This window comes from Undibacterium sp. Rencai35W (assembly GCF_049340185.1).
Lineage (GTDB): Bacteria > Pseudomonadota > Gammaproteobacteria > Burkholderiales > Burkholderiaceae_D > Undibacterium.
Map to the genome: position 1 here is coordinate 309,920 of NZ_JBMPPC010000001.1, position 21,653 is coordinate 331,572.

20 protein-coding genes are annotated in these 21,653 nt (G+C 50.1%); 15 read left to right on the plus strand and 5 right to left on the minus strand.

Annotated elements, in window-relative coordinates:
- Window positions 1-29: 29 nt before the first annotated feature.
- The gene (locus tag ACO0K3_RS01365) at window positions 30-263 is read right to left on the minus strand and encodes a DUF1272 domain-containing protein (RefSeq protein WP_422981194.1); all 234 of its coding nucleotides are present in this window, start codon (window positions 261-263) and stop codon (window positions 30-32) included.
- A gap of 345 nt (window positions 264-608) precedes the next feature.
- Between ACO0K3_RS01365 and ACO0K3_RS01370 the strand changes: the two genes are divergently transcribed.
- Both ACO0K3_RS01370 and ACO0K3_RS01375 read left to right on the plus strand, forming a co-directional pair.
- The gene (locus ACO0K3_RS01370) at window positions 609-1,238 is read left to right on the plus strand and encodes a 2OG-Fe(II) oxygenase (protein WP_422981196.1); all 630 of its coding nucleotides are present in this window, start codon (window positions 609-611) and stop codon (window positions 1,236-1,238) included.
- A gap of 48 nt (window positions 1,239-1,286) precedes the next feature.
- Entirely contained in the window at window positions 1,287-1,823 is a 537-nt protein-coding gene (locus ACO0K3_RS01375) for a flavin reductase family protein (RefSeq protein WP_422981198.1), read from the plus strand.
- A gap of 106 nt (window positions 1,824-1,929) precedes the next feature.
- On the opposite strand, the gene ACO0K3_RS01380 is transcribed toward ACO0K3_RS01375, so the two are convergent.
- Window positions 1,930-2,877: a hypothetical protein gene (locus ACO0K3_RS01380; RefSeq protein WP_422981200.1), complete on the minus strand. Its 948-nt coding sequence runs from the start codon at window positions 2,875-2,877 to the stop codon at window positions 1,930-1,932.
- A 373-nt stretch (window positions 2,878-3,250) separates the two neighbouring features.
- Between ACO0K3_RS01380 and ACO0K3_RS01385 the strand changes: the two genes are divergently transcribed.
- The 8 genes from ACO0K3_RS01385 (at window position 3,251) to pip (ending at window position 11,369) form a co-directional block, all read left to right on the plus strand.
- Window positions 3,251-3,643: a VOC family protein gene (locus tag ACO0K3_RS01385; RefSeq protein ID WP_422981202.1), complete on the plus strand. Its 393-nt coding sequence runs from the start codon at window positions 3,251-3,253 to the stop codon at window positions 3,641-3,643.
- A 675-nt stretch (window positions 3,644-4,318) separates the two neighbouring features.
- Complete coding sequence (leuA, locus tag ACO0K3_RS01390) at window positions 4,319-6,034, plus strand: 2-isopropylmalate synthase (protein ID WP_422981204.1); 1,716 nt, start codon at window positions 4,319-4,321, stop codon at window positions 6,032-6,034.
- Window positions 6,035-6,558: 524 nt separating this feature from the next.
- Complete coding sequence (locus ACO0K3_RS01395) at window positions 6,559-7,482, plus strand: PhzF family phenazine biosynthesis protein (RefSeq protein ID WP_422981206.1); 924 nt, start codon at window positions 6,559-6,561, stop codon at window positions 7,480-7,482.
- Window positions 7,483-7,721: 239 nt separating this feature from the next.
- Window positions 7,722-8,981 carry a gephyrin-like molybdotransferase Glp gene (gene glp, locus ACO0K3_RS01400; RefSeq protein ID WP_422981207.1) on the plus strand — a complete coding sequence of 420 codons (1,260 nt, stop codon included), beginning with the start codon at window positions 7,722-7,724 and terminating at the stop codon, window positions 8,979-8,981.
- Between the two features lie 31 nt (window positions 8,982-9,012).
- Window positions 9,013-9,270 carry a molybdopterin converting factor subunit 1 gene (gene moaD, locus ACO0K3_RS01405; protein ID WP_422981209.1) on the plus strand — a complete coding sequence of 86 codons (258 nt, stop codon included), beginning with the start codon at window positions 9,013-9,015 and terminating at the stop codon, window positions 9,268-9,270.
- A gap of 5 nt (window positions 9,271-9,275) precedes the next feature.
- A complete protein-coding gene (moaE, locus tag ACO0K3_RS01410; RefSeq protein WP_422981211.1) occupies window positions 9,276-9,767 on the plus strand; it encodes a molybdopterin synthase catalytic subunit MoaE in 492 nt (163 codons plus the stop codon).
- Window positions 9,764-10,150, plus strand: coding sequence for a fluoride efflux transporter CrcB (crcB, locus tag ACO0K3_RS01415; RefSeq protein WP_422981213.1), 387 nt, complete (start codon window positions 9,764-9,766; stop codon window positions 10,148-10,150). The genes moaE and crcB overlap by 4 nt, the downstream gene beginning before the upstream one ends.
- A gap of 223 nt (window positions 10,151-10,373) precedes the next feature.
- On the plus strand, window positions 10,374-11,369 hold the full coding sequence (gene pip / locus ACO0K3_RS01420) for a prolyl aminopeptidase (RefSeq protein ID WP_422981215.1): 996 nt from the start codon (window positions 10,374-10,376) through the stop codon (window positions 11,367-11,369).
- A 135-nt stretch (window positions 11,370-11,504) separates the two neighbouring features.
- On the opposite strand, the gene ACO0K3_RS01425 is transcribed toward pip, so the two are convergent.
- The 3 genes from ACO0K3_RS01425 to ACO0K3_RS01435 all read right to left on the minus strand — a co-directional run bounded on the left by ACO0K3_RS01425 (window position 11,505) and on the right by ACO0K3_RS01435 (window position 13,774).
- The gene (locus ACO0K3_RS01425) at window positions 11,505-12,089 is read right to left on the minus strand and encodes a hypothetical protein (RefSeq protein WP_422981217.1); all 585 of its coding nucleotides are present in this window, start codon (window positions 12,087-12,089) and stop codon (window positions 11,505-11,507) included.
- Between the two features lie 164 nt (window positions 12,090-12,253).
- A complete protein-coding gene (locus tag ACO0K3_RS01430) occupies window positions 12,254-12,868 on the minus strand; it encodes a DUF3806 domain-containing protein (RefSeq protein WP_422981219.1) in 615 nt (204 codons plus the stop codon).
- 309 nt (window positions 12,869-13,177) lie between these two features.
- Window positions 13,178-13,774, minus strand: coding sequence for a hypothetical protein (locus ACO0K3_RS01435; RefSeq protein WP_422981221.1), 597 nt, complete (start codon window positions 13,772-13,774; stop codon window positions 13,178-13,180).
- 166 nt (window positions 13,775-13,940) lie between these two features.
- Between ACO0K3_RS01435 and clpB the strand changes: the two genes are divergently transcribed.
- From clpB to recR, 5 genes are all read left to right on the plus strand, one after another.
- Entirely contained in the window at window positions 13,941-16,535 is a 2,595-nt protein-coding gene (clpB, locus tag ACO0K3_RS01440; protein ID WP_422981223.1) for an ATP-dependent chaperone ClpB, read from the plus strand.
- Between the two features lie 327 nt (window positions 16,536-16,862).
- Window positions 16,863-17,642, plus strand: a complete 780-nt coding sequence (locus ACO0K3_RS01445; protein ID WP_422981225.1) for a potassium channel family protein — start codon at window positions 16,863-16,865, stop codon at window positions 17,640-17,642.
- A gap of 241 nt (window positions 17,643-17,883) precedes the next feature.
- Window positions 17,884-20,379: a DNA polymerase III subunit gamma/tau gene (dnaX, locus tag ACO0K3_RS01450; protein WP_422981227.1), complete on the plus strand. Its 2,496-nt coding sequence runs from the start codon at window positions 17,884-17,886 to the stop codon at window positions 20,377-20,379.
- A gap of 112 nt (window positions 20,380-20,491) precedes the next feature.
- Entirely contained in the window at window positions 20,492-20,818 is a 327-nt protein-coding gene (locus ACO0K3_RS01455) for a YbaB/EbfC family nucleoid-associated protein (RefSeq protein WP_422956564.1), read from the plus strand.
- Between the two features lie 226 nt (window positions 20,819-21,044).
- Window positions 21,045-21,641 (plus strand): recombination mediator RecR, encoded by a 597-nt coding sequence (recR, locus tag ACO0K3_RS01460; protein ID WP_422956565.1) that lies wholly within the window; start codon window positions 21,045-21,047, stop codon window positions 21,639-21,641.
- Window positions 21,642-21,653 lie beyond the last annotated feature (12 nt).

Here is a 21,653-nt window from a genome sequence, read left to right on the forward strand (position 1 = left end):
AGACCCTGAGCTTACAACAAAACCATGAGTCAGGTCGCAGGCCTGTGTACACGTTCCTGTGAGGCTGGATAGCTTATTAGTTTATTCGCCGGTCGAATCGGTCTGGCGACCAGATTGCCGCCACAATTGGGACAGATACCTTGGTACACCTGATCAGCGCAGCTTGTGCAAAACGTGCACTCAAAAGTGCAGATACGCGCCATCTCAGAATGAGGAGGTAGATCACAATCGCAATGCTCGCAGTTAGGTCGAAGTTGTAACATGATTGTTTTGAAGGAGGAGCTGAAGGTGATCTCAGAATATCACGCATATTCTTAAAAAACTGTCTGGTCCGAGACCAATTGCGGACGTTTTAGGACATCGCTGAAAATGAATCCCGGGCGGAAGTACGAACAGCGTTACTATGAGTGAGTGAACGCGCAGACAAAATCAATACATGATCTGCCGGATTCTCTCTCATTCTGTTTAATGAGCAACATTAATCACACCCGCCGCATGATTTTCGTATGCACCTCAGACATCGTCTGATCACCCGATAAAGAAAATAATTTCATGTTGATCGCCATTCAGTGAGCATCGTTCTTAAGGACGATGACTCACCATCCACTATGTCAGCCGGTTTTATCACTCATCTCGTTGAATACGGTTGGGCGCGTCAGGCAATTTTTCTTGACGCTGACTTAACCCTGGCATTGGCAGCAGAGTGTCAGGGGCTCAACGATCAAAACTTATTGCGTATCGCCAAGACGGGACGTGTAACAAAGCCTGACATGCAGATGGGCCTCCAACCTAAAATACAAAATCAAGCGAAAACAGAAGCGCAACTCCGCAGCGATCAGATTAGTTGGTTGTCGATAGGGCAGTCATTGGCCTGCGATCAGTATCTGCTGCTAATGGAATCGTTGCGACAGCAATTGAACCGCGATCTGTTCTTAGGCCTGGACGACTACGAAAGTCATTTCGCTTTTTATGCGCCGGGCGCATTCTATGCGCAACACAGGGATCGTTTCCAAGACGATGATCGCCGCACGATATCCGTCGTCATTTATCTGAATCAAGACTGGCAGACAGAGCAGGGCGGTGCATTGCGCTTACATCTCAATGACTCAAAGCCCCTGGACATCGCCCCCGAAGCGAGCAGTATGGTTTTATTTTTATCCGCCACCATGTTGCATGAAGTATTGCCAGCGACCCGCGACAGATTGTCGCTGGCTGGGTGGTTTCGGCGTAGATTGTAAAAGTATTGGGTTCGCGTCTAAGCGCGATTTAACATAACCGGAGTCAATATGAGCAAACGTACATTCCCTCTGTCTAAAGTCTATGGAGTACTGGAGTCAGGCCCCGTTGTCTTAATGACGACATCGTCCCATGATCGGCCCAACGTGATGACGATGTCATGGCATACCATGCTTGAGTTTGAACCGCCACAAATTGCCATGGTCATTAGTAATCGCGATTTTTCTTACAACGCCCTAAAATCGACAGGAGAATGTGTAATCAACCTACCCTCGGCCGACCTCATCGATCAAGTCGTTATCTGCGGCAATACCACAGGTGCCAAGATTGACAAGTGGGCAAAGGCAGGGCTCACACCAATCGCTGCAGAGCACGTCAGTGCGCCATTGATTAAAGAATGTTTTATCAATCTCGAATGCAAAGTAATTGATAAAAGCATGGTTAATAAATACGGATTATTTGTAGTGGAAGTCGTAAAGGCTTGGAAAAATACTGCGATAAAAAATCCCAAAACACTACACCATCTTGGCAAGGGACTTTTTATGGTTGCGGGAGAACTGATTCAAACGAAATCTAAAATGAGGTAGATACGCATGCCTTGTCGTCAATCTAGCCTAGTAGGTGTTTCCAGTGTGTTGATAACTTCGACACTATTTTAACTGTTCGACGTTGTTTTTACTTATTATACAAAGCCTAGACGATTACAATTTCTCTCGCTTTACGAACACGTTTCACTTTCGAATTGTCCAAGCCTGGAAGACCTAATCTCAATGCTGCGTATCCGGCCTTCACATGGCGCAGATGGCATGCCTGCCCGAAATTTCCCCAATGTCCTGGATGCATCAGTGGAAGGTATTGAAGCTCCCTCCCGCCCAGTTCGATACGCAACACTTTGCCAGGTGATGCCTGGACGGCAGCAGAAAGTAAGGTGGTAGAGTTTCGAAATTCAGGTAGTCGCTTTAGCAACGCACGCCAAACATTCGCTCCCCAGGAAATTAAATGTACTTGGCTGAATCGTTTTAGTACAGCTGCCACGAGCGCGTCTAAGCCAATCAAACACTCCTCATAGCTATAGCCATATTTATTTAAATTTCCGCACTTGGAGTCCCCCGGAGGGCGGTAGTCGGGGTACAGGTTGATAAACAAACCTACTGTAGTTCCGTCCATTACAGCCTCAGGCGCTCCAGGCCAATATCGCTCCACTGTATGTAACGAATCTGACGACTTTAATGGGGTACCAGAGGGACTGTCGCCGGTTACAATCGGATACCAGTCGTGGCCGAGTAAGATCACAACACTATCTTTGCTATCTGAATATGTACGGGCAAGCAAATTATCGGTCCAAGGCGAAATGCCGATGCTATAACCAACATCCATCTTCAGTGCCGCGTCACGCAAGGCAATTCCTCGTGCTTCCTGGGTTAAGCTTAGATTGTCGATTTCCCATGCCCGCTCCTGCAGCGCCTGTAGTTTTTCGAATGTTGCGCTGTGAAAGTTGGTTGTCACATAAGACCAAGGACGCTCGCGTTGCAAGCCCCAATAGTTCTCGAGATCGGCGGTGATAGTCGGGAATATAGACCGATAAGCATGCAATATTTGTGTGACTTGATCGGAACTGTATTGTTGTTGATTGAGTGTCATTTTTTAATACTAATTTTTGGGGTACTGCGCCGAAGAAATACGCGCCCGCTTACCACTTCTTCTAATTTAGAAAAACACAGACCAACACTACTACAGCAAAACTGGGATTGCAAAATAATCACTATAACATTTTCGCGCGATTCAGCTCTCTTGGACGATTGCGGGCCAATAAAGACTTTAGACCGTTTGACAGTTATGGTTAGTTCAATTAAAAGCTACTGCAATTAATTCCTGGAACGACAAGCACAATCGCTAAATCATTCGGTGGTTTTCTTAATTTAAAGTTCAATACAATATACCGACTAAATCAGCGTTAACTTTCAAATTAGCGCTAAACAACGCCTCTTACCTGACCACTCTTAAAAATCAAACCATGTTCTCCCACATCTTCATCGGCATCACAGATTTTCCCAGAGCCTTGACGTTTTATTCTGCGTTGATGGATGCGCTGAATTTGCAATTGAAATTCTGCGACCACGATAAACCTTGGGCGGGGTGGATGTCTCCGCTTGCTGCTCGTCCTTTGTTGGTAATCGGCCGTCCTTTTAACGGTGAGGTTGCTACGGTGGGTAATGGGCAGATGGTGGCTTTGTTAGCGTCGGACCGGGCTGCGGTTGATCGTGCCTATCACGTGGCGCTGGCTTCTGGTGGGCGTTGCGAAGGGGCACCGGGTTTGCGGCCTGATTATCATCCTGATTATTACGGCGCGTATTTTCGTGATCCTGATGGTAATAAAATTTGTGTTTGTTGTCATGATCCGTTGTAAGTATGTTTCGCTGAACTTGCGCAGTTATGTGTGGCTGCTGTTCGTCATGGCGGCTGCATTGCAAGAGACTGGCGGATGTTTAGTCGCCACTCAATATTCATATAGACGCCGCTCATCCGTCAGTTGACTATTACTCGATTGGCTGCCGATATTCAATCAATAGCCAATCGATTGCTGTTCGACAGTCACTAAGTAATTTCCGACATGGTGATGGTTTGCTATTGACAGCCAGAGGCATCGTCGCCTACATTAGTGGCATGTATTCCGCACAATCACAATCCCTACTAGCTTTATCGCACAGCGCCAGCACTTTGCTAGCGCTGCTGCTACTAGCCGCGCCACTACTAAGCGCCGCTCAGTAATTCTCCCCGCTGTTGCTGTATCTCAGGTGCTCAGGCACCACTTCCAAACAAAATAGTCCGACGTTGTAGAAAGCTGGCATATGCACTTTAAGTCCATACTCGTAACGCTCATCTCTGGCGATGTTATCGCTGTGATGATCTTTGCGCGTGCGCTAGCTCTACTACCACTACCGATCGGTTACCTGGCCTAGTGTTCTGTGGCCGTCAGGTAGCCTGGTGCCACAACCGATTCTCTCCCGATTCAAAATTCTCGCTTTATCTAATTACGATAATTGGCCCAATTTGACCCGCATTGACCATAATAGGACTCATCATGATGTTGACTAATCCAGCAGCGAAGTACCGCGCTTTTCCACCTGTGCAATTGACTAACCGTACCTGGCCAGACAAGGTGATTACCCATCCGCCGATCTGGATGAGTACGGATTTGCGCGATGGTAATCAGGCGCTGATCGAGCCGATGAGTCCCGAGAAAAAATTGCGCTTCTTCGAGATGCTGGTACAGATAGGTTTGAAAGAAATTGAAGTCGGCTTTCCCTCAGCGTCACAAACTGATTTTGATTTCGTGCGCAAGCTGATTGATGAAAACCGTATTCCCGATGATGTCACGATCATCGTGTTAACGCAGTCACGTGATGAGTTGATCCGTCGTACCGTAGAGTCGGTTGTCGGTGCAAAACAGGCGATCGTACATTTGTATAATTCGATTGCACCGGCGTTCCGTCGCATTGTGTTTGGTATGTCGCGTGAAGAGATTAAAGCCATCGCCGTCAACGGTACCAAGCTTGTCAAAGAACTGGTCGCACAACATCCTGAGACTAAATGGGGTTTTGAATATTCGCCAGAATCCTTTAGCCTGACCGAGCTCGATTTTTCAAAAAACGTCTGCGATGCCGTATCCGAGGTATGGCAACCGACGCCGTATAACAAGATGATTTTTAACTTGCCATCGACTGTTGAATCTAGCACGCCCAACGTGTACGCCGATCAGATCGAATGGATGCATCGCAAATTGGCGCGTCGCGATTCCATCATCATCAGCGTACATCCGCACAATGATCGCGGCACAGCAGTCGCCTCGGCTGAGCTGGCCGTGATGGCGGGCGCGGATCGTGTTGAAGGCTGTTTGTTTGGTAATGGCGAGCGCACTGGCAATGTGGATCTGGTGACGTTGGCCTTGAATCTTTATACCCAGGGCGTGCACCCCGGACTCGATTTTTCTGATATCGACATGGTGCGCCAATGCGTGGAGGACTGTAATCAGTTGCCGGTGCACCCGCGTCATCCATATGTCGGTGATCTGGTGTACACCGCGTTCTCCGGTTCACATCAGGATGCGATCAAAAAAGGGTTTGCCCAGCAAAAACCGGATGCACTGTGGGAAGTGCCTTACTTGCCTATCGATCCGGCGGATCTCGGACGCAGCTATGACGCGGTCATTCGCGTTAACAGCCAGTCAGGTAAGGGCGGCATGGCGTATTTGCTGGAGCAGGATTACGGTTTGTCATTGCCACGTCGCTTGCAGATTGAGTTCAGCCGTGCGGTACAGGTGGCGACCGATGCCAGCGGTAAGGAAATTGTCTCCAGCGATATTTATGCGATTTTTAAACAGCAATATCTTGATCAGCAGACCCCTTACGCTTACGTAGGTCATCGCATGAGCGAGGACACAGCGCAGGCCGAATCGGTTCAGATCGAGGTAGACATCACCCAAAACGGAAAACCGGCAACTCTGCGAGGTCACGGCAATGGCCCGATTGATGCGTTTGTCAATGCGCTGGGGTTGAATATCAAGCTCATGGACTATCACGAGCACGCGATCAGCTCCGGTGCAGACGCACAGGCGGCCTGCTATGTTGAATTGCGCGTTGATCAGGGGGCGACGCAATTCGGTGCTGCAGTCGATGGCAACATCGTCCGCGCCTCATTCAAAGCCGTGATCAGCGCAGTGAATCGCAGCAGGGCAGCGACATCTGCGATTTTAGAGAATTTGGCGCCAGTAGTTGATGATGCGGTGGCTGTAGCCTGATACGATCACCTTGAGCATATCCGAGATGATGCATCATCCCGGATTTGCCTACGGAAGATTTTTTCTGTAGTCGACAATCAACCCGTAATACTGGTGCGGCTTCCAGAGGTATTTCACTCTAGAAGGCGCATCGATGTTGCGGATTTTATTTTTGGAATTATTAAAACCTTCCAAATTAACATATCCCATCGATAAATCCAACACAAAAACCAAGACCTCTCACCACAGAGTCACGGAGACACAGAGAAAAGGCAGGAGTAGCAGGAGTGAGTGGTTCCATGCAGTGTCGATTAAATGGTTTTAGAAATTCCTGAAAATCAATCCGCAATGCTGGCGCGGCTTTCAGAGGTATTTCACTCCAGAAGCCGCATCAGTATTGCGGATTCGATTATTGAGATATTGAACTAGTCAAGATACTGTTAGCCTGAGTCATGCGGCTTGTCGTAGATTCTTTATTCATAACGCTATCAATGCACTGAATGTTCGTTATGATGATTGCTACTTTCCTCACTTGGCGATCTATCATGCGCAGTTATCCTTACCGGTTATTGAATGTATTTGCAGAAGCGACATTCGGTGGCAATCCTCTATGCGTTTTTGAACATGCCGATGGCTTAAGTGATGCAGAGATGCAGGCGCTGGCTCTACAATTTAATTTATCCGAGACGGTTTTTATTCTTCCATCCGATCAGGCGACTGCACGGATGCGCATCTTTACGACCGGTGCGGAAATGCCGTTTGCGGGGCATCCGACTTTGGGTACGGCGTATGTCGTCAATGAGCTGGTGGCGCAATCTCAAGCGCAATCTCAAGCACAGTCGGGTGCGCAGCCAGATGCACCTAATCGCGTCACGCTCGAATGCAAGGCGGGCATTGTCGCTGCCGCGTTGGTGCAAGACATCTGGACCTTTGTCGCACCGACTAAGGCCGCGCCGCAAATCCTGTCGTGTGAACTCTCATGTCAGCAAGTGGCGACTATTTTTGGTTTAGATGAATCGGATCTGCTGTGTGAACCTTTATGGGTGAATACCGGGACAGACCAGTTGCTGATTGCACTCAATAGCGTCGGTGCCGTGCAGCGCGCTCAGCCAGATGGCGCGCAGCTAGAACATTGGCCGCCCAACAGTATGGGACGCCGGGTCGCCTATCTGTTTGCCTTCGATGCTGCGGCTCAGGGTGATGCGGTACGTCAGCAAATCCGCTCACGATATTTCTTCGTCAAACCAGGTGGTGGTGTCAACGAGGATCCGGGTACCGGTTCTGCCTGCGCCAATCTGGGTGGCTGGTGGATCGCAACCGAGCGGGATTTGCCCGCAAGTCTGGCGATTTCTCAAGGTGCGCAAGTGCTCCGGCCTAGCCATCTTTATCTCGATATCAATGCAGAGCGTCAGATCAAGGTCGGTGGCAAAGTGCGTGAGATCGGGCGTGGCGTGATTCAACTGCCATAGGTTGCTGACGATGCCGGTTGCGTGACGAGTGTCTTGAAATGCGCCAGTAATAGCTGCTTGAAGCTGCTTGCGAAGCAAGCTTGCATTCTGTAAGTGAATCAAGATGCGCGTAGGAAGGCTGCATCCGCAAAGCGTGATCGTTATACAATCTGATTCATCAAACGTTTATTGCTTTCAGCGCTTTTTTAGAGCGCCAGAGCTGTTATATATCCGTTCACCGATCTGCTTACCAATTCTTTATGACGACAAAAAAACCGATGTTGAGTGTGGCTGAGGCGCTGGACTTTTTATTGCGTGCTGCCAAACCGATTACCGAGACGCAATTCATACCGACCTTGTCGGCAAATGGTCGGGTACTGGCGCAAGCGCAGCTGTCTCAGTTGCATGTGCCGCCGATGGACAATACGCAAATGGACGGTTATGCCGTGCGCGCCGCTGATTGCGTCAGCGGGCAGGCGCGTTTGCGTGTGTCGCAGCGCGTGCCGGCGGGGCATATCGGTGACCCGCTGGAGCCTGGTACCGCAGCCCGGATTTTTACCGGTGCGATGATTCCTGCCGGAGCCGATGCGGTCGTGATGCAAGAGCAATGTAGCCTTGACGGCGATATGGTGACGGTCTCACACACACCGGCAAGCGGCGAATGGATACGTCGTCAGGGAGAAGATATCCGCGCCGGAGCCACTATTTTGGCGGCGGGTGCACGCTTGCGGGCGCAGGAGTTGGGGCTGGCCGCATCAGTCGGCCTGGCGCAATTACCAGTATTGCGTAAGCTGAAAGTGGCTGTCTTCTTTACCGGTGACGAGTTGGCGATGCCGGGCGAAGCTTTAAAGCCAGGCGCGATCTACAACTCGAATCGTTTTACGCTGACCGGTTTGCTGGAAAACATGGGATGCGACATCACCGATTTCGGCATCGTGCCGGATCAGTTACAGGCGACACGCGATACCCTGCGTATGGCGGCAAAATCGCATGACCTGATCATCACCTCCGGCGGCGTATCGGTCGGTGAAGAAGATCATATCAAGCCCGCAGTCGAAGCCGAAGGGCGACTCAATATGTGGCAGATCGCAGTGAAGCCTGGCAAGCCACTGGCGTTCGGTGAGGTTGTGAGCCGAGATGTGAACGGCGATGTAAGCGGCGATGTGAACGACGATCATGCAGCTTTCTTCCTCGGCTTGCCTGGCAATCCTGTGTCTAGCTTCGTAACCTTTTTATTGTTCGTGCGTCCGTTTATTCTGGCGTTGCAAGGGGTGCCCGATGTCGCGCCACAGGCCTACACAATGCGCGCTGATTTTGCCTGGACAAAGCCGGATCGTCGCAATGAATTTTTACGCGTTAAAATCAATGCCAATGGTGGCCTTGATCTGTTCGCCAATCAAAGCTCTGCCGTGCTGACCTCCACCGTCTGGGGTGATGGCATGATCGATGTAGCACCAGGTCAGGTGATTGCACCGGGGGATCTGGTGCGCTTCATTCCGTTTACTAGTCTGATGTCCTGATGTCTTGATTGTTGTAGTTCACTTCTCCTTTATGAAAATTCACTTACGTTTTTTTGCCAGTATCCGCGAGAAACTGGCTACCTCCGAAGAGCGAGTCAGCTTGCCGGACACGGTTCTGACTGTCGGCGATGTGCGTCACTGGCTGGTTGCGCGTGGCGGTGTCTGGGCAGAGGCGCTTGCCGAGGGGCGTGCCTTGCGCATGGCCTGCAATCAGCAGATGACCGACGCAGCGACCTTGATTGAGGATGGCTGCGAAGTTGCGTTTTTCCCTCCTGTGACGGGTGGTTAAGCGTCATGGCCGTCTTTGTACAAACTGAAGATTTTGATGTCAGTACCGAACTGGCGAAAATGCGCGCTGGCAAACCGGCGATAGGTGCGGTGGTGAGTTTTGTTGGCCTTGTGCGTGACCTTAATGATGGTCTGGATGTGCAGGCAATGGAGCTGGAGCATTATCCCGGCATGACCGAAAAATCTCTGGACGATATCGTGCAGCAGGCAGGGCAGCGCTGGCAATTGCTCGATACGCTGGTGATTCATCGGGTTGGCATACTGCAGCCGCTGGATCAGATCGTTCTGGTTGCCGTCGCGTCGGCGCATCGTGGAGAAGCGTTCGCCGCCTGTGAGTTCATCATGGACTATTTAAAGACGCAAGCGCCGTTCTGGAAAAAAGAACAAACATCCCAAGGTGCACGCTGGGTCGATGCGCGGGAAGCTGATGATTATGCGCTCAATAAATGGCAGCTCGCCGGTACGATTTCAACAAATATGGGTAAGGAGTCAGCATGAGCGGATTAGGATTTATTGCAGTAGGTGTCGGTGCCGCATTCGGTGCGTGGCTGCGCTGGGCATTGGGAATCTGGTTCAATAGCATCGCACTGCAAGTGCAAGTCGGCACCTTGATTGCGAATCTCGGTGGCGGTTATCTGATCGGTATCTGCGTCGCCTTTTTTGCTGCGAATCCGCATTTGTCACCCGAGTGGCGCTTGCTTGCTGTGACGGGTTTTTTGGGTGGATTGACGACATTCTCGACTTTCTCCGCAGAGGCCATGGGACTGTTGCAGCGCGGTGATTATGGCTGGGCGCTGGCGCATAGCGGTCTGCATTTGGTCGGATCGATCGTATTTTGTTTCGCAGGTTTTGCGACCTGGCGCGCGTTGTCTGCGTCGTAAAAGACGTATAGGGACGCATAAGGATGCATAAGCACGTATAAAAACGTGTGATAGCGTATAAGAGCGCATGAAAGATGCGTGAAGGCGCATGAAAATGCTTAAATAGGGGAGTATATGCAAAAATAGGCATGTATCCGCAATATTCCTCTAGTCAATTTTTAATACTCTTACCCAGTATGTATATAAATATCTATCGGAGTAAGTGATCAAATGTCAGGTAACTATGTCGAATCCATCTCTGAATCCATCTCCGAATTTCTCCTCGAATTTTTCCCTATTCCCGCCGATTGAACCCTACAAGACCGGCACGCTCAAGGTCGATGAATTACACACCCTGTATTGGGAAGAGAGCGGCAATCCCGACGGGCAGCCTGTACTGTTTTTGCATGGCGGACCAGGCGGTGGCACGTCGCCGACACACCGGCGCTTTTTTGATCCGGCGCATTACCGCATCGTCCTGTTCGACCAGCGCGGCGCCGGCAAATCAACTCCGTTGGGCGAATACCGCAACAACACGACGCCGCTCCTGATCGACGATATCGAAAAAATCCGCGTCATGCTTGGCATCTCCGACTGGCTGGTCTTTGGCGGATCATGGGGCTCCACACTCGCGCTGGCTTATGGCGAAGCGCATCCGCAGCGCTGCCTCGGCTTCGTTCTGCGCGGCATCTTCCTGTGCACCAAGGCCGAGGTCGATTGGTTCGTCAACGGCATGGGCAATTTCTACCCCGAAGTGCATCAGCGCTTTGCCGACGCCATCCCCGCCGAAGAGCGCCACGATCTGCTGCAAGCCTACGTCAAGCGCCTGTTTTGCGACGACCCCGCAATCTACATGGAGGCCGCCCGCAACTGGAGCCGCTACGAAGGATCTTGCCTGTTCCTGGAGCCGCAGCCGCAAGCGATTGAAGATTTTGAGTCAGACGCGGTTAGCCTCGGCATCGGTCGTTTAGAAGCACACTACATGCTGCACGGCGCCTTCATGGAAGAAGATCAACTGATCCAGCAAATCGGCAAAATCCGTCATCTGCCAGCCGTCATCGTGCAAGGCCGCTACGACGTCATCTGCCCACCAGTATCAGCCTACCGCCTGCATCAGGCGTGGTCAGAAGCGGCTTATCACGTGATTGGCGATGCGGGACATGCCGCGATGGAGCCAGGGATTGCGAGTGCGTTGGTGAAGGCGACGGAGGATTTTAAAACTGGTGGGCGGTTTTCTTAGGGGTTTGATTTTAGCGGGCTGTAACGAGTTTGCTCAATGGTGGTGCTCATTAGATAACGCAAAGTTGAAAGGCGCGTACGCCTTTAAGTAAATTTTGGAGATGCGCTAACCTGCGCGTCATTTTCGAATGTCATGTTAGCGCTTGAACGGATAGCCAATTTCCTCTGCGTCGGAAATTACATCTTCGTAATTACGTGGTGTCGGAAACCTCATTAACAATTCTTTGGACAACGGTTCGTGAGAAAAGATACTCGAAACAATACCCAAATCAACATCCAATTCATAATATTCTTTTACGAATGATTGATATGTTTCAGGATTACCTTCTAAGGGTGACAGCATCCACAGTGAACCATCTGGATCTTCCTCATTCTTGGGAAAATCAATCTGACCGTGTGACCAATTAGAATCGCCCTCACGACACCAAATACAGAACGTCGTATCTTCCATATGAAAAGCTGGTTCGCTCACAGCATCTGCAAATTGTTGTGGAACACTATCAAGCACGCCGTGCCAAATTTTCGGCGGTATTGAATTCCATGGGCTCATAGTTGACTCATGATCAAACCCACGTAAAAAACATCCCGAAGAATTAAATAATACGAAAAGATCGTCACCGGAACCGTTACGCATCGAACCCATCTGTTCATCAATCGACCATTTTGAATTAAAAGAGAAATACCTGTAATCCCATTCCTCTTCGATAACTGCATCAAGCATTGCGAGCGCCTGCAATATCTTACGAAGATCTATGGGTTTTGGTAGGTTCGAAAGATCGCGAGTGGAGATCATAAATTGAGCGCTAGCGCCGAAATGACGAGATCGCCACAACGGTCATAAATTTAAGTGAAATAGTCATTGGCGATTCTCCGTCGATTGACCTGTTAGGCTACATTGGTTGGAGCACAATCGCCCTGAGATATTTCTTGCAGATTGATGTAAACGGGCTTGAAAAAACCATATTCTCCTGACGGTATACGCTTCGAAATAACATCAAATGGAAAACTACGAAAATCTTTGACTCGTCCCTGAATAGCAATCGCAATACCATACTCGTCAACAATCCGAACCCAACGCATACAAAGTGTTTCGACGCAAAATTTACCAAACGCTGCGCCAACGATTTCAATCACGGCCTCATCGGAATAACCTTTTTTGTCGGCGGACTCGGTCCACATGCCAAAGGCATTATCCAAGTCATCAAGAAATTTATCAGAAGATGCGCGATTGAGAAATGCTGAGAAAAACGAATCTACAAAAATGGCATTTTCTAATATTGGAGTTAATTCTTCGTCCGTCAATGGCACAAGCGTTTCTGGAGTTGGTTCTATAGTGGCGACGAATCCTGTTGCAGTACCAAGTTCACTTCTTGATACGTGCTGGTTTCGACTAATGATTTGCTTTCCTACAAGCTGCTCGTCTTGACGATGTATTGCAGTTTTTTGATTTGATCGCCCAAACTTTCGTAGAGCATCAAAGATACTAGTAACGATTGCCATTTTGATGCCTAACGTGATTTAATTTTCATTTTGCAATGATAACCGACGATACAAAAATAACAAGCTTGCTCTACATCTCTTGAAACCCTCATGAACGCGAGCTGTATTTAGTTATACTGATTAAAAATACAGTATAACTAAATGGGCAAAAACATCACGCCTGTAAAACCGCGTTTATTTGACCAAGTGCGTGAACGCTTGCGTTTTAAGCATTACAGCCAGCATAGAGTGCGTTTCAGGCGCTGACTATACGTATGGGTTGATTAGGCGAGAGTTTTGACTTTATCGACTAGACTAATATCACCGCACTCAATTCAACAAGTGCGCCGGCAATGTCTCCTGATCTGCGCCGGACATTTCTAATTCAAATCCCCAATCAGCTTCCGTCACGGCGGTTTGTAGTAGCTTGCAAAATGCGTGTAGAACGACCGGAGTCAGATTGACGGCAAATCCTTCGCCGCTCAGTGGTATGAATTCGATGCGCATGGGTTCGTCCTGGCTTACGTGGAGTTGTATCGTTGCTAGCAGTAGCGGCGCTTCGCCTAGTGGCCAGGTCTGGACTTGTTCTTCGTAAGGTGTGCTGAAGCCGCCGTGTTGTTCTAGCAGAGCGACGGACGACTGGTGTTCCATCTGGACGATATCATTGCTGAACATGGCTGATGCCGGTTGATTGAGGGCAACTTGTTTACCCATTGATTCCATGATGGCGGGCCATAGTCGTAGCGTGAGCCGACGCGTCAGGTGGCAGCGAATCTCTTGTCTGCCTTGGTCTGCTGATTTTGTTGCTGCATCTGCAGCCACGCCCTCGCTTGCAGCGCTTACCTCTGTTGCCGGTGTGAAGGAGAACTTTGCTAGTAGCCGGTCTTGCTCGGGCTGATAATGAACGTTGATCTGATGTAATTCCATAAACTCTTTGATGTGGCGCAAACTAAGCGCAATGCTTCTTTGCCTACTATAGGTCACTTCTTGAAATAGTCTCGGCAGCCCCAAACTTCGCTCTTAGTCAAGCAATTCAATCATTTGTATCACAGGCTTCCATGCGGTTTTTCCGCTGGAACTTCAGGAGAAAACCATGCGACTCGATAAACTCACGACGAAATTACAAGAAGCGCTTGCTGATGCGCAAAGTCAAGCTGTCGGCAATGATAACCAATACATAGAGCCGGTGCACATTCTGTTGGCGCTGATTAATCAGGATGATGGCGGCAGTCGCTCGCTCTTGCAGCGTGCTGGCGTGAATGTGGCCGCACTGACGAATGCCTTAAAGAGTGCCTTGGATCGTCTGGCAAAGGTCACCGGTACTGACGGTCAGGTGCAGATTGGCCGTGAGCTGATGGGCTTGTTGAATCTGGCTGATAAAGAATCCCAAAAACGTGGCGATGAGTTTCTGGCTAGCGAAATGGTGCTGCTGGCGCTGGCGGATGATAAATCCGAAGCGGGTAAATTAGCGCGAGAAAATGGTTTGACGCGTAAATCGCTGGAGGCTGCAATCGCTGCTGTTCGTGGCGGCACTAATGTGAATTCGCAGGAGGCCGAAGGGCAGCGTGAAGCACTCAAAAAATATACACTCGATCTGACGGAACGTGCGCGCCTCGGTAAGCTCGATCCGGTGATTGGTCGTGATGATGAGATTCGCCGTGCGATTCAGGTATTGCAACGCCGCAGCAAAAATAATCCGGTCTTGATCGGTGAGCCGGGCGTGGGTAAAACCGCGATTGTCGAAGGACTGGCGCAACGGATTGTGAATGGCGAAGTGCCCGATAGCCTGAAATCCAAACGCGTGTTGTCACTCGACATGGCAGCCTTGCTTGCAGGCGCTAAGTTCCGTGGCGAGTTTGAAGAGCGTCTCAAAGCGGTGCTCAAAGAAATCGCCATGGACGAGGGACAAACCATCGTTTTTATTGACGAGCTACACACCATGGTTGGTGCGGGTAAGGCAGAGGGGGCGATGGATGCGGGCAATATGCTCAAGCCTGCATTGGCTCGTGGAGAATTGCATTGCGTCGGCGCGACCACTCTCGATGAATACCGTAAATACATAGAAAAAGATGCGGCACTGGAGCGTCGCTTCCAGAAGATCATCGTTGATGAACCTAGCGTTGAAGCGACGATTGCGATTTTGCGCGGACTGCAAGAGAAGTACGAAGTCCATCATGGCGTTGACATCACGGACCCTGCGATTATCGCGGCTGCGGAGTTGTCGCACCGCTATATTACGGATCGTTTTTTACCCGATAAAGCGATTGACCTGATCGATGAGGCTGCCGCAAAAATCAAGATCGAAATCGACTCCAAGCCAGAGGTCATGGACAAACTCGATCGCCGTCTGATTCAGTTAAAGATCGAACGCGAAGCAGTTAAAAGAGAAAGAGACGAGGGATCGAGAAAGCGTCTGACTTTGATCGAAGAGGAGATCACCAAGCTGTCGCGCGAATATGCGGATCTGGAAGAAATCTGGAAGTCGGAAAAAGCGACGGTGCAAGGCAGTACGCATATCAAGGAAGAGATAGAAAAAATCCGCCTTCAGATGGAAGATGCCAAACGCCGTGGCGACTGGCAGACCATGTCTGAGTTGCAGTATGGCCGTTTGCCCGAGCTGGAGGCGCAGCTCAAGCAGGCCGATGCTACGCAGTCGAACACACACGGCAAGCTGAAACTGTTGCGCACGCAGGTTGGCGCGGAAGAGATCGCTGAAATTGTGTCGCGTGCAACCGGGATTCCGGTGTCTCGCATGATGCAAGGCGAGCGCGAAAAACTTCTGCACATGGAAGAAGAATTGCATAAGCGCGTGGTCGGTCAGAATGAAGCGATTGGTGCAGTCTCTGATGCGATCCGTCGCTCGCGTGCAGGCTTGGGTGATCCGAGCCGTCCTTATGGTTCGTTCTTATTCCTCGGCCCTACAGGCGTGGGTAAGACGGAGTTGTGTAAAGCGCTTGCGGGCTTTATGTTCGATACCGAAGAATCCCTGATCCGCATCGATATGAGCGAGTTTATGGAGAAGCATTCGGTCGCTCGCCTGATCGGTGCGCCACCGGGCTATGTGGGCTATGAAGAGGGCGGTTATTTGACCGAGGCTGTGCGTCGTAAACCATACAGCGTGATCTTGCTGGATGAAGTCGAAAAAGCGCATCACGATGTCTTTAATGTTTTGTTGCAGGTGCTGGATGATGGCCGCATGACGGATGGTCAGGGGCGTACCGTTGATTTTAAAAATACGGTGATTGTCATGACCTCGAATCTCGGTTCGCATCAGATCCAGGCGATGGAAGGTAGTGATCCTGGCGTGATCAAGATGGCGGTGATGGGCGAGGTAAAAACGCACTTCCGTCCTGAGTTCATCAACCGGATTGATGAGATCGTGGTGTTCCATGCGCTTGATGCGAAGAATATTGGTGCGATTGCTAAAATTCAGTTGCATGTGCTGGAACAACGTCTGGTGCAAATGGATATGGGCTTGCAGGTCAGCGACGCCGCATTGCAAAAAATCGCAGAGGCGGGATTTGATCCGGTCTACGGCGCCCGTCCATTAAAACGGGCGATACAGCAAGAGATAGAAAATCCTCTGTCGAAGATGCTGTTGCAAGGTAAGTTCGGACCGAAGGATGTGATTCTGGTTGAGGTGGAAAGCGGTGATCTGGTTTTTAAGAAAAAATCTGAAGAAGTTTGAATCAGCCTGAATCAGTTTGAAATGTAGATCAGTTTGGAATGTAGAGTCGTCGCCATAGTCTTGTCGTGCTCATGGATTGGGTGGCAATGAGGTCATAGAATGCCTGTCGCATTGAATACGACAGGCATTTTTGTTAAATGAACATAATTCAAAAAAAATCGATGCGGAGTCGCATTAATACAATTGCGGAGTAATTTGCGTTAGATCAAGATGCTTTCTCGCTCCGGTTTTCCCGTATCCAGCATAATTGCTTGACTATCTAAGGTGTACGGCAGAGTCGCAAAAATACTGAGTGGTAGTAATACAAGAGGGGGCTTTGTGAGAAAAATGAATAAAAAAACTGGCTCCGGCAACGCAGGTTTTCCATTAATCAGTCAGCAGTTTTTGAGCTGGTTGTCACGTCCGTTGTTGATGACTTCCTTGCTGCTGTCGATTCCTGCATTTTATCTTTTGCTGATTGACGGGAACGATCAATCTCGTTTTATCGGTCATGCTTTGTATGGCGCAGTTGCGCTGATCATGGGCGTCGACACGTATTCTCAATGGCATAAATACCAGGGGCGACCCACCCGCAGCGGTAAGATGTTGCTGGATACATTAATTATTGTCGGTTGCGCAGTCAGTGCGTTTTCATTTGGGGATAACTGGAATGTCCTGGAGTGGTTTTTGCGACTGGGCTTGTGCGCTGCTATTGTCTTACGGATTGCGACCCTGGTATTGCAGCGTATGCGTCCAAGTCACCTGGTGCAGATGATTGTTCTGGCAGTTCTGATGCTGACCAGTGCCGGTGCCGGGTTTTATTGGCTGGAGCCGAGTGTGTTGACTTATGCCGATGGTATCTGGCTGGCATTCAGTACGATTGCGACGGTCGGTTACGGCGATATTGTGCCGTCTACCTGGGCATCAAAAATATTTGCGGTATTCATCGTTTTACTGGGTTACGCCATGTTCTCGATTGTGACGGCAAGTATCGCAGCGCTGTTTGTTGGTGAAGAGGAGGCGAAGTTTGAGCGTGAGCTTCATGCCGACATCCGCTCCTTGCGGCATGAAGTTGCGGCATTGCGCGAAGAATTGCGGTTAAGGGACCAAAAACACGAGGTTAAATAATCACCACGCATAACATAACCAATACGAATAAACGCGGTGATGTCATTTGTTAAATAGCAATCTCCATTACTTCCTGCCTTATCAAAAGCGTCTGATTTTTGTTTGATGAGCACGCTGCTCTACCGACTTATTCACGATATTTCAATCCAGCACTTATAATCCAGACCAGATTCTTCGCCAGTCTTGAAGAAGTGACAAAATCAAAACAGGATGCGTTAGCGGAATAAGGTAAAATCTCACCATGTCATATCAAGTTCTCGCCCGAAAATATCGTCCCAAAAGCTTTGAAACGCTAGTGGGGCAGGAGCACGTGGTCCGTGCCTTATCCCATGCGCTGGAGCAGCAACGGCTGCACCATGCTTACCTGTTCACGGGGACTCGCGGAGTCGGTAAAACAACGCTCTCGCGTATTCTCGCTAAATCTTTCAATTGTCAGGGTGTCGACGGCAACGGTGGCATCACTGCCCATCCTTGCGGTGTGTGCGAGGCTTGTACGGCGATTGATGCGGGTCGTTTTGTCGACTACATCGAGATGGATGCAGCATCCAATCGTGGTGTCGATGAGATGGCGTCGTTGCTGGAGCAGGCGGTGTATGCGCCGTCGAACGCGCGCTTCAAGGTCTATATGATCGATGAGGTGCACATGCTGACCAACCATGCCTTTAACTCGATGTTGAAGACACTAGAAGAGCCGCCCGAGCATGTGAAGTTCATTCTGGCAACGACCGACCCGCAAAAAATTCCTGTGACGGTTTTATCCCGTTGCCTGCAATTCAACCTGAAGCAGATGCCGCCGGGACATATCGTCTCGCATCTGGAAAATATTCTCGGGCAGGAACAAATCGAGTTTGAAGTGCCCGCGCTGCGTTTGCTGGCGCAAGGTGCTCATGGCTCTATGCGTGATGCATTGTCACTGACTGATCAGTCGATTGCTTATGCCGCAGGTAAGGTCACTCTAGAAGCTGTACAGGGTATGCTGGGTGCGCTGGATCAGTCGTATCTGATCCGTTTGCTTGATGCGTTGGCGGTTAAAGATGGCAAGGCCCTGCTGGATGTCGCCGATGAGATGGCCGCCCGTAGTTTGTCCTATAAGGCAGCACTACAAGACTTAGGTAGCTTACTGCACCAGATTGCGATTGCTCAAATGGTGCCGGATGCGGTTGCAGACGATGCCCCTGAACGTGAAGAAGTACTGCGACTGGCAAATCTGTTCGGCAAGGAAGAAATTCAGTTGTTTTACCAGATCGTTGTGCACGGTCGTAATGAGCTGGCTTTGGCGCCGGATGAATATGCTGGCTTTAGCATGACTTTATTGCGCTTGCTGGCTTTCCGTCCGTCTGATAGTGCAGTAGGCGGCGCTGGTAGCGGTGGCGGTTCTGGTGGTGTGACGCCGTCTAGTCGTGCGCCGCAACGTCCTGGCCCTACTATGACAGCGCCACTAATGTCTGCTCCGGTGCAGGCATCAAGTCAAAACGCAACGCCAGTGCCAGGTCAGATACCGCATCAAATATTGCATCAAATACCGCATCACTTACCAAATCAAATACCGACGATAGCGTCGCTTGCTCCTGTCGTGGCTGCACCCACTGCTGCGGTAGCAGATGCGTTTGCACCTTTGGCTCCTGCAATGCAGGTTGCTCCAGCACCTCTTGCACCAGTCAGCACAGTAGCAAGTGCACCGGCATCTTCTCCAGCTTCTGTTGTTACCGCTATTGTTCCTGATCCGGTAGCCAGTAGTGTTATGAGCCAGTCAGTATCTCCTGCAATGTCGGGGAGGGCTGCCGCACTGGCCGCTGCGGGTTTAAATAAATCGACTGTAGGAAGTCGGGCCGCAGCTGCAAAAGCGCTGGCGTCTCAGCCAGCTGTTGTGCCAGTTGCGCCTGTCGCAGCAGCACAGCCTGCGCCAGCGCAGATGCAAGCTCCGGTATTAGCACCTGCACCTATCCCTGCAAGAGTTGCCGCACCTCAGTCGACAGCACCAGTGGCTCAGGCAAAAGCAGCAAGCTCTTCCAATACATCCTACGCCCCCGACGGCATGCCGCCACCCTGGGATGAGGATTTAATGGAGGCAAGCTATTCCGCAGCGTCGAATGAGCCGCCTCCGCATTTTCATAATGGCGCGTTTGATGATGAGTTTGACGCGGTCGGAGTGGCGGGCCTCGCCGTACGTGCGCCTGTGATGCCGCAACGAGCGAACCTGGCTGGTCGACAGCAAGCTGAAGTCGTATCTGCTGATGCGTTGAGTAACTTAGTGAGCGACGCATCTGTGACGCCCGATTTTGCGCAAGCTATTGCAAGCGAACCGGCAGAAGATATCGTGCGACCTGCTGCGCTGGTACCTATTCCTGAATTAAACTGGGATGGACACTGGCCTAATCTGGCGGCAAGTTTGCCTATGCGCGGTGTGGCACAGCAACTGGCGCAGCAAAGTGAATTGATTCAATGCCAGATCAATGGGAATACCTTTTTGTTCCAATTGCGCGTGCCTTTACAGACCTTATTGTCGTCCGGTAGCGTAGAGAAATTAGAAATGGCGCTGGAGGAACGTTTTTCAAAATCCGTCAAGGTCGAGACTAAGATTGGTGCAGTCGAGCAGACAGCGAATGCACAGGCAGTTGCTGAGCGTGCGGAGCGCCAGCAACAGGCAGAGAACTCGATACAAAGTGATTCCTTCATACAGAGTTTAATGCGAGAATTCGGCGCGACAGTTGTGACGGGTAGTATCAAACCAATTTAAGTGAATTGTTGATAAATTCCAGGATACGAAATTCCCCAGCCCAATAACCCCAGATAGCTGTACCGGGCAGAGATTGCCACTATTTTTTTGAATTTGTTTTAGGAGAAGTACCATGATGAAGAACCAACTCGCTGGCCTGATGAAACAAGCGCAGGCAATGCAAGACAATATGAAAAAAGCCCAGGATCAATTGGCCTTGGTTGAAGTAGAAGGTCAGTCTGGTGCTGGTCTGGTCAAAGTAGTGATGACTTGCAAGAACGATGTGAAACGCGTCACCATTGATCCGTCTTTGTTGGGTGATGATAAGGATATGCTGGAAGATCTCGTCGCAGCAGCATTTAATGATGCAGTGCGTAAAGCAGAAGCGACTTCATCAGAAAAAATGTCTGCGTTGACGGCAGGTATGCCAATGCCACCTGGTTTTAAAATGCCATTCTAAGTTCTGTTGGAATAGCGAGCACGCATAGAGTCTGCTTTCTGCGTGCTTGTTTAGATAGACATAGGAATTCAAAAAAGTCTGAAAAACCTGACGAAACTATGATCATGCAGATAAATCAGCAGGTAAATGAATCAGAATAAAGCCTGACTGGCAAGAGACACATCCTCAGTCCGATTTACTATTCAGTATGTCTCATCGCTTCTAACTCACAACGACCATCCACTACGTGAAATCCCAAACCAGTCTTGAAATTCTCGCGGAAGCCCTGCGTCGTTTGCCCGGCGTCGGCCCAAAATCTGCGCAGCGCATGGCTTATCATCTGTTGCAGCATGATCGCGATGGTGCTGCGCAGCTAGGGCGAGCATTGATGCAGGCCGTTGAGAAAATTCATCACTGCGCGATGTGCAACACCTTTACCGAAAGTGATGTCTGCGAAACCTGTCTGGATCCTGAACGTGATGTATCGATGCTCTGTGTCGTCGAGACGCCATCGGACCAAATGATGATCGAGCAGACGATGACGTATAAAGGTCTGTACTTCGTGCTGATGGGACGATTATCACCTCTGGATGGGATAGGTCCAAAAGACATACACCTTGAGAAACTGATCGTTCGTGCTACGGACGGGCTGGTGACTGAGGTAGTGCTGGCGACGAATTTTACGAATGAAGGTGAAGCCACTGCGCATTACATCAGTGAAACGCTGAAAGCACGAGGCCTCAAAGCGAGCCGCCTGGCGCGTGGTGTGCCCGTGGGCGGGGAGCTTGAATACGTTGATGCAGGCACTATTGCCCGCGCCATGCTGGACCGCCGCAGCACTTAAATTAATGCTGAA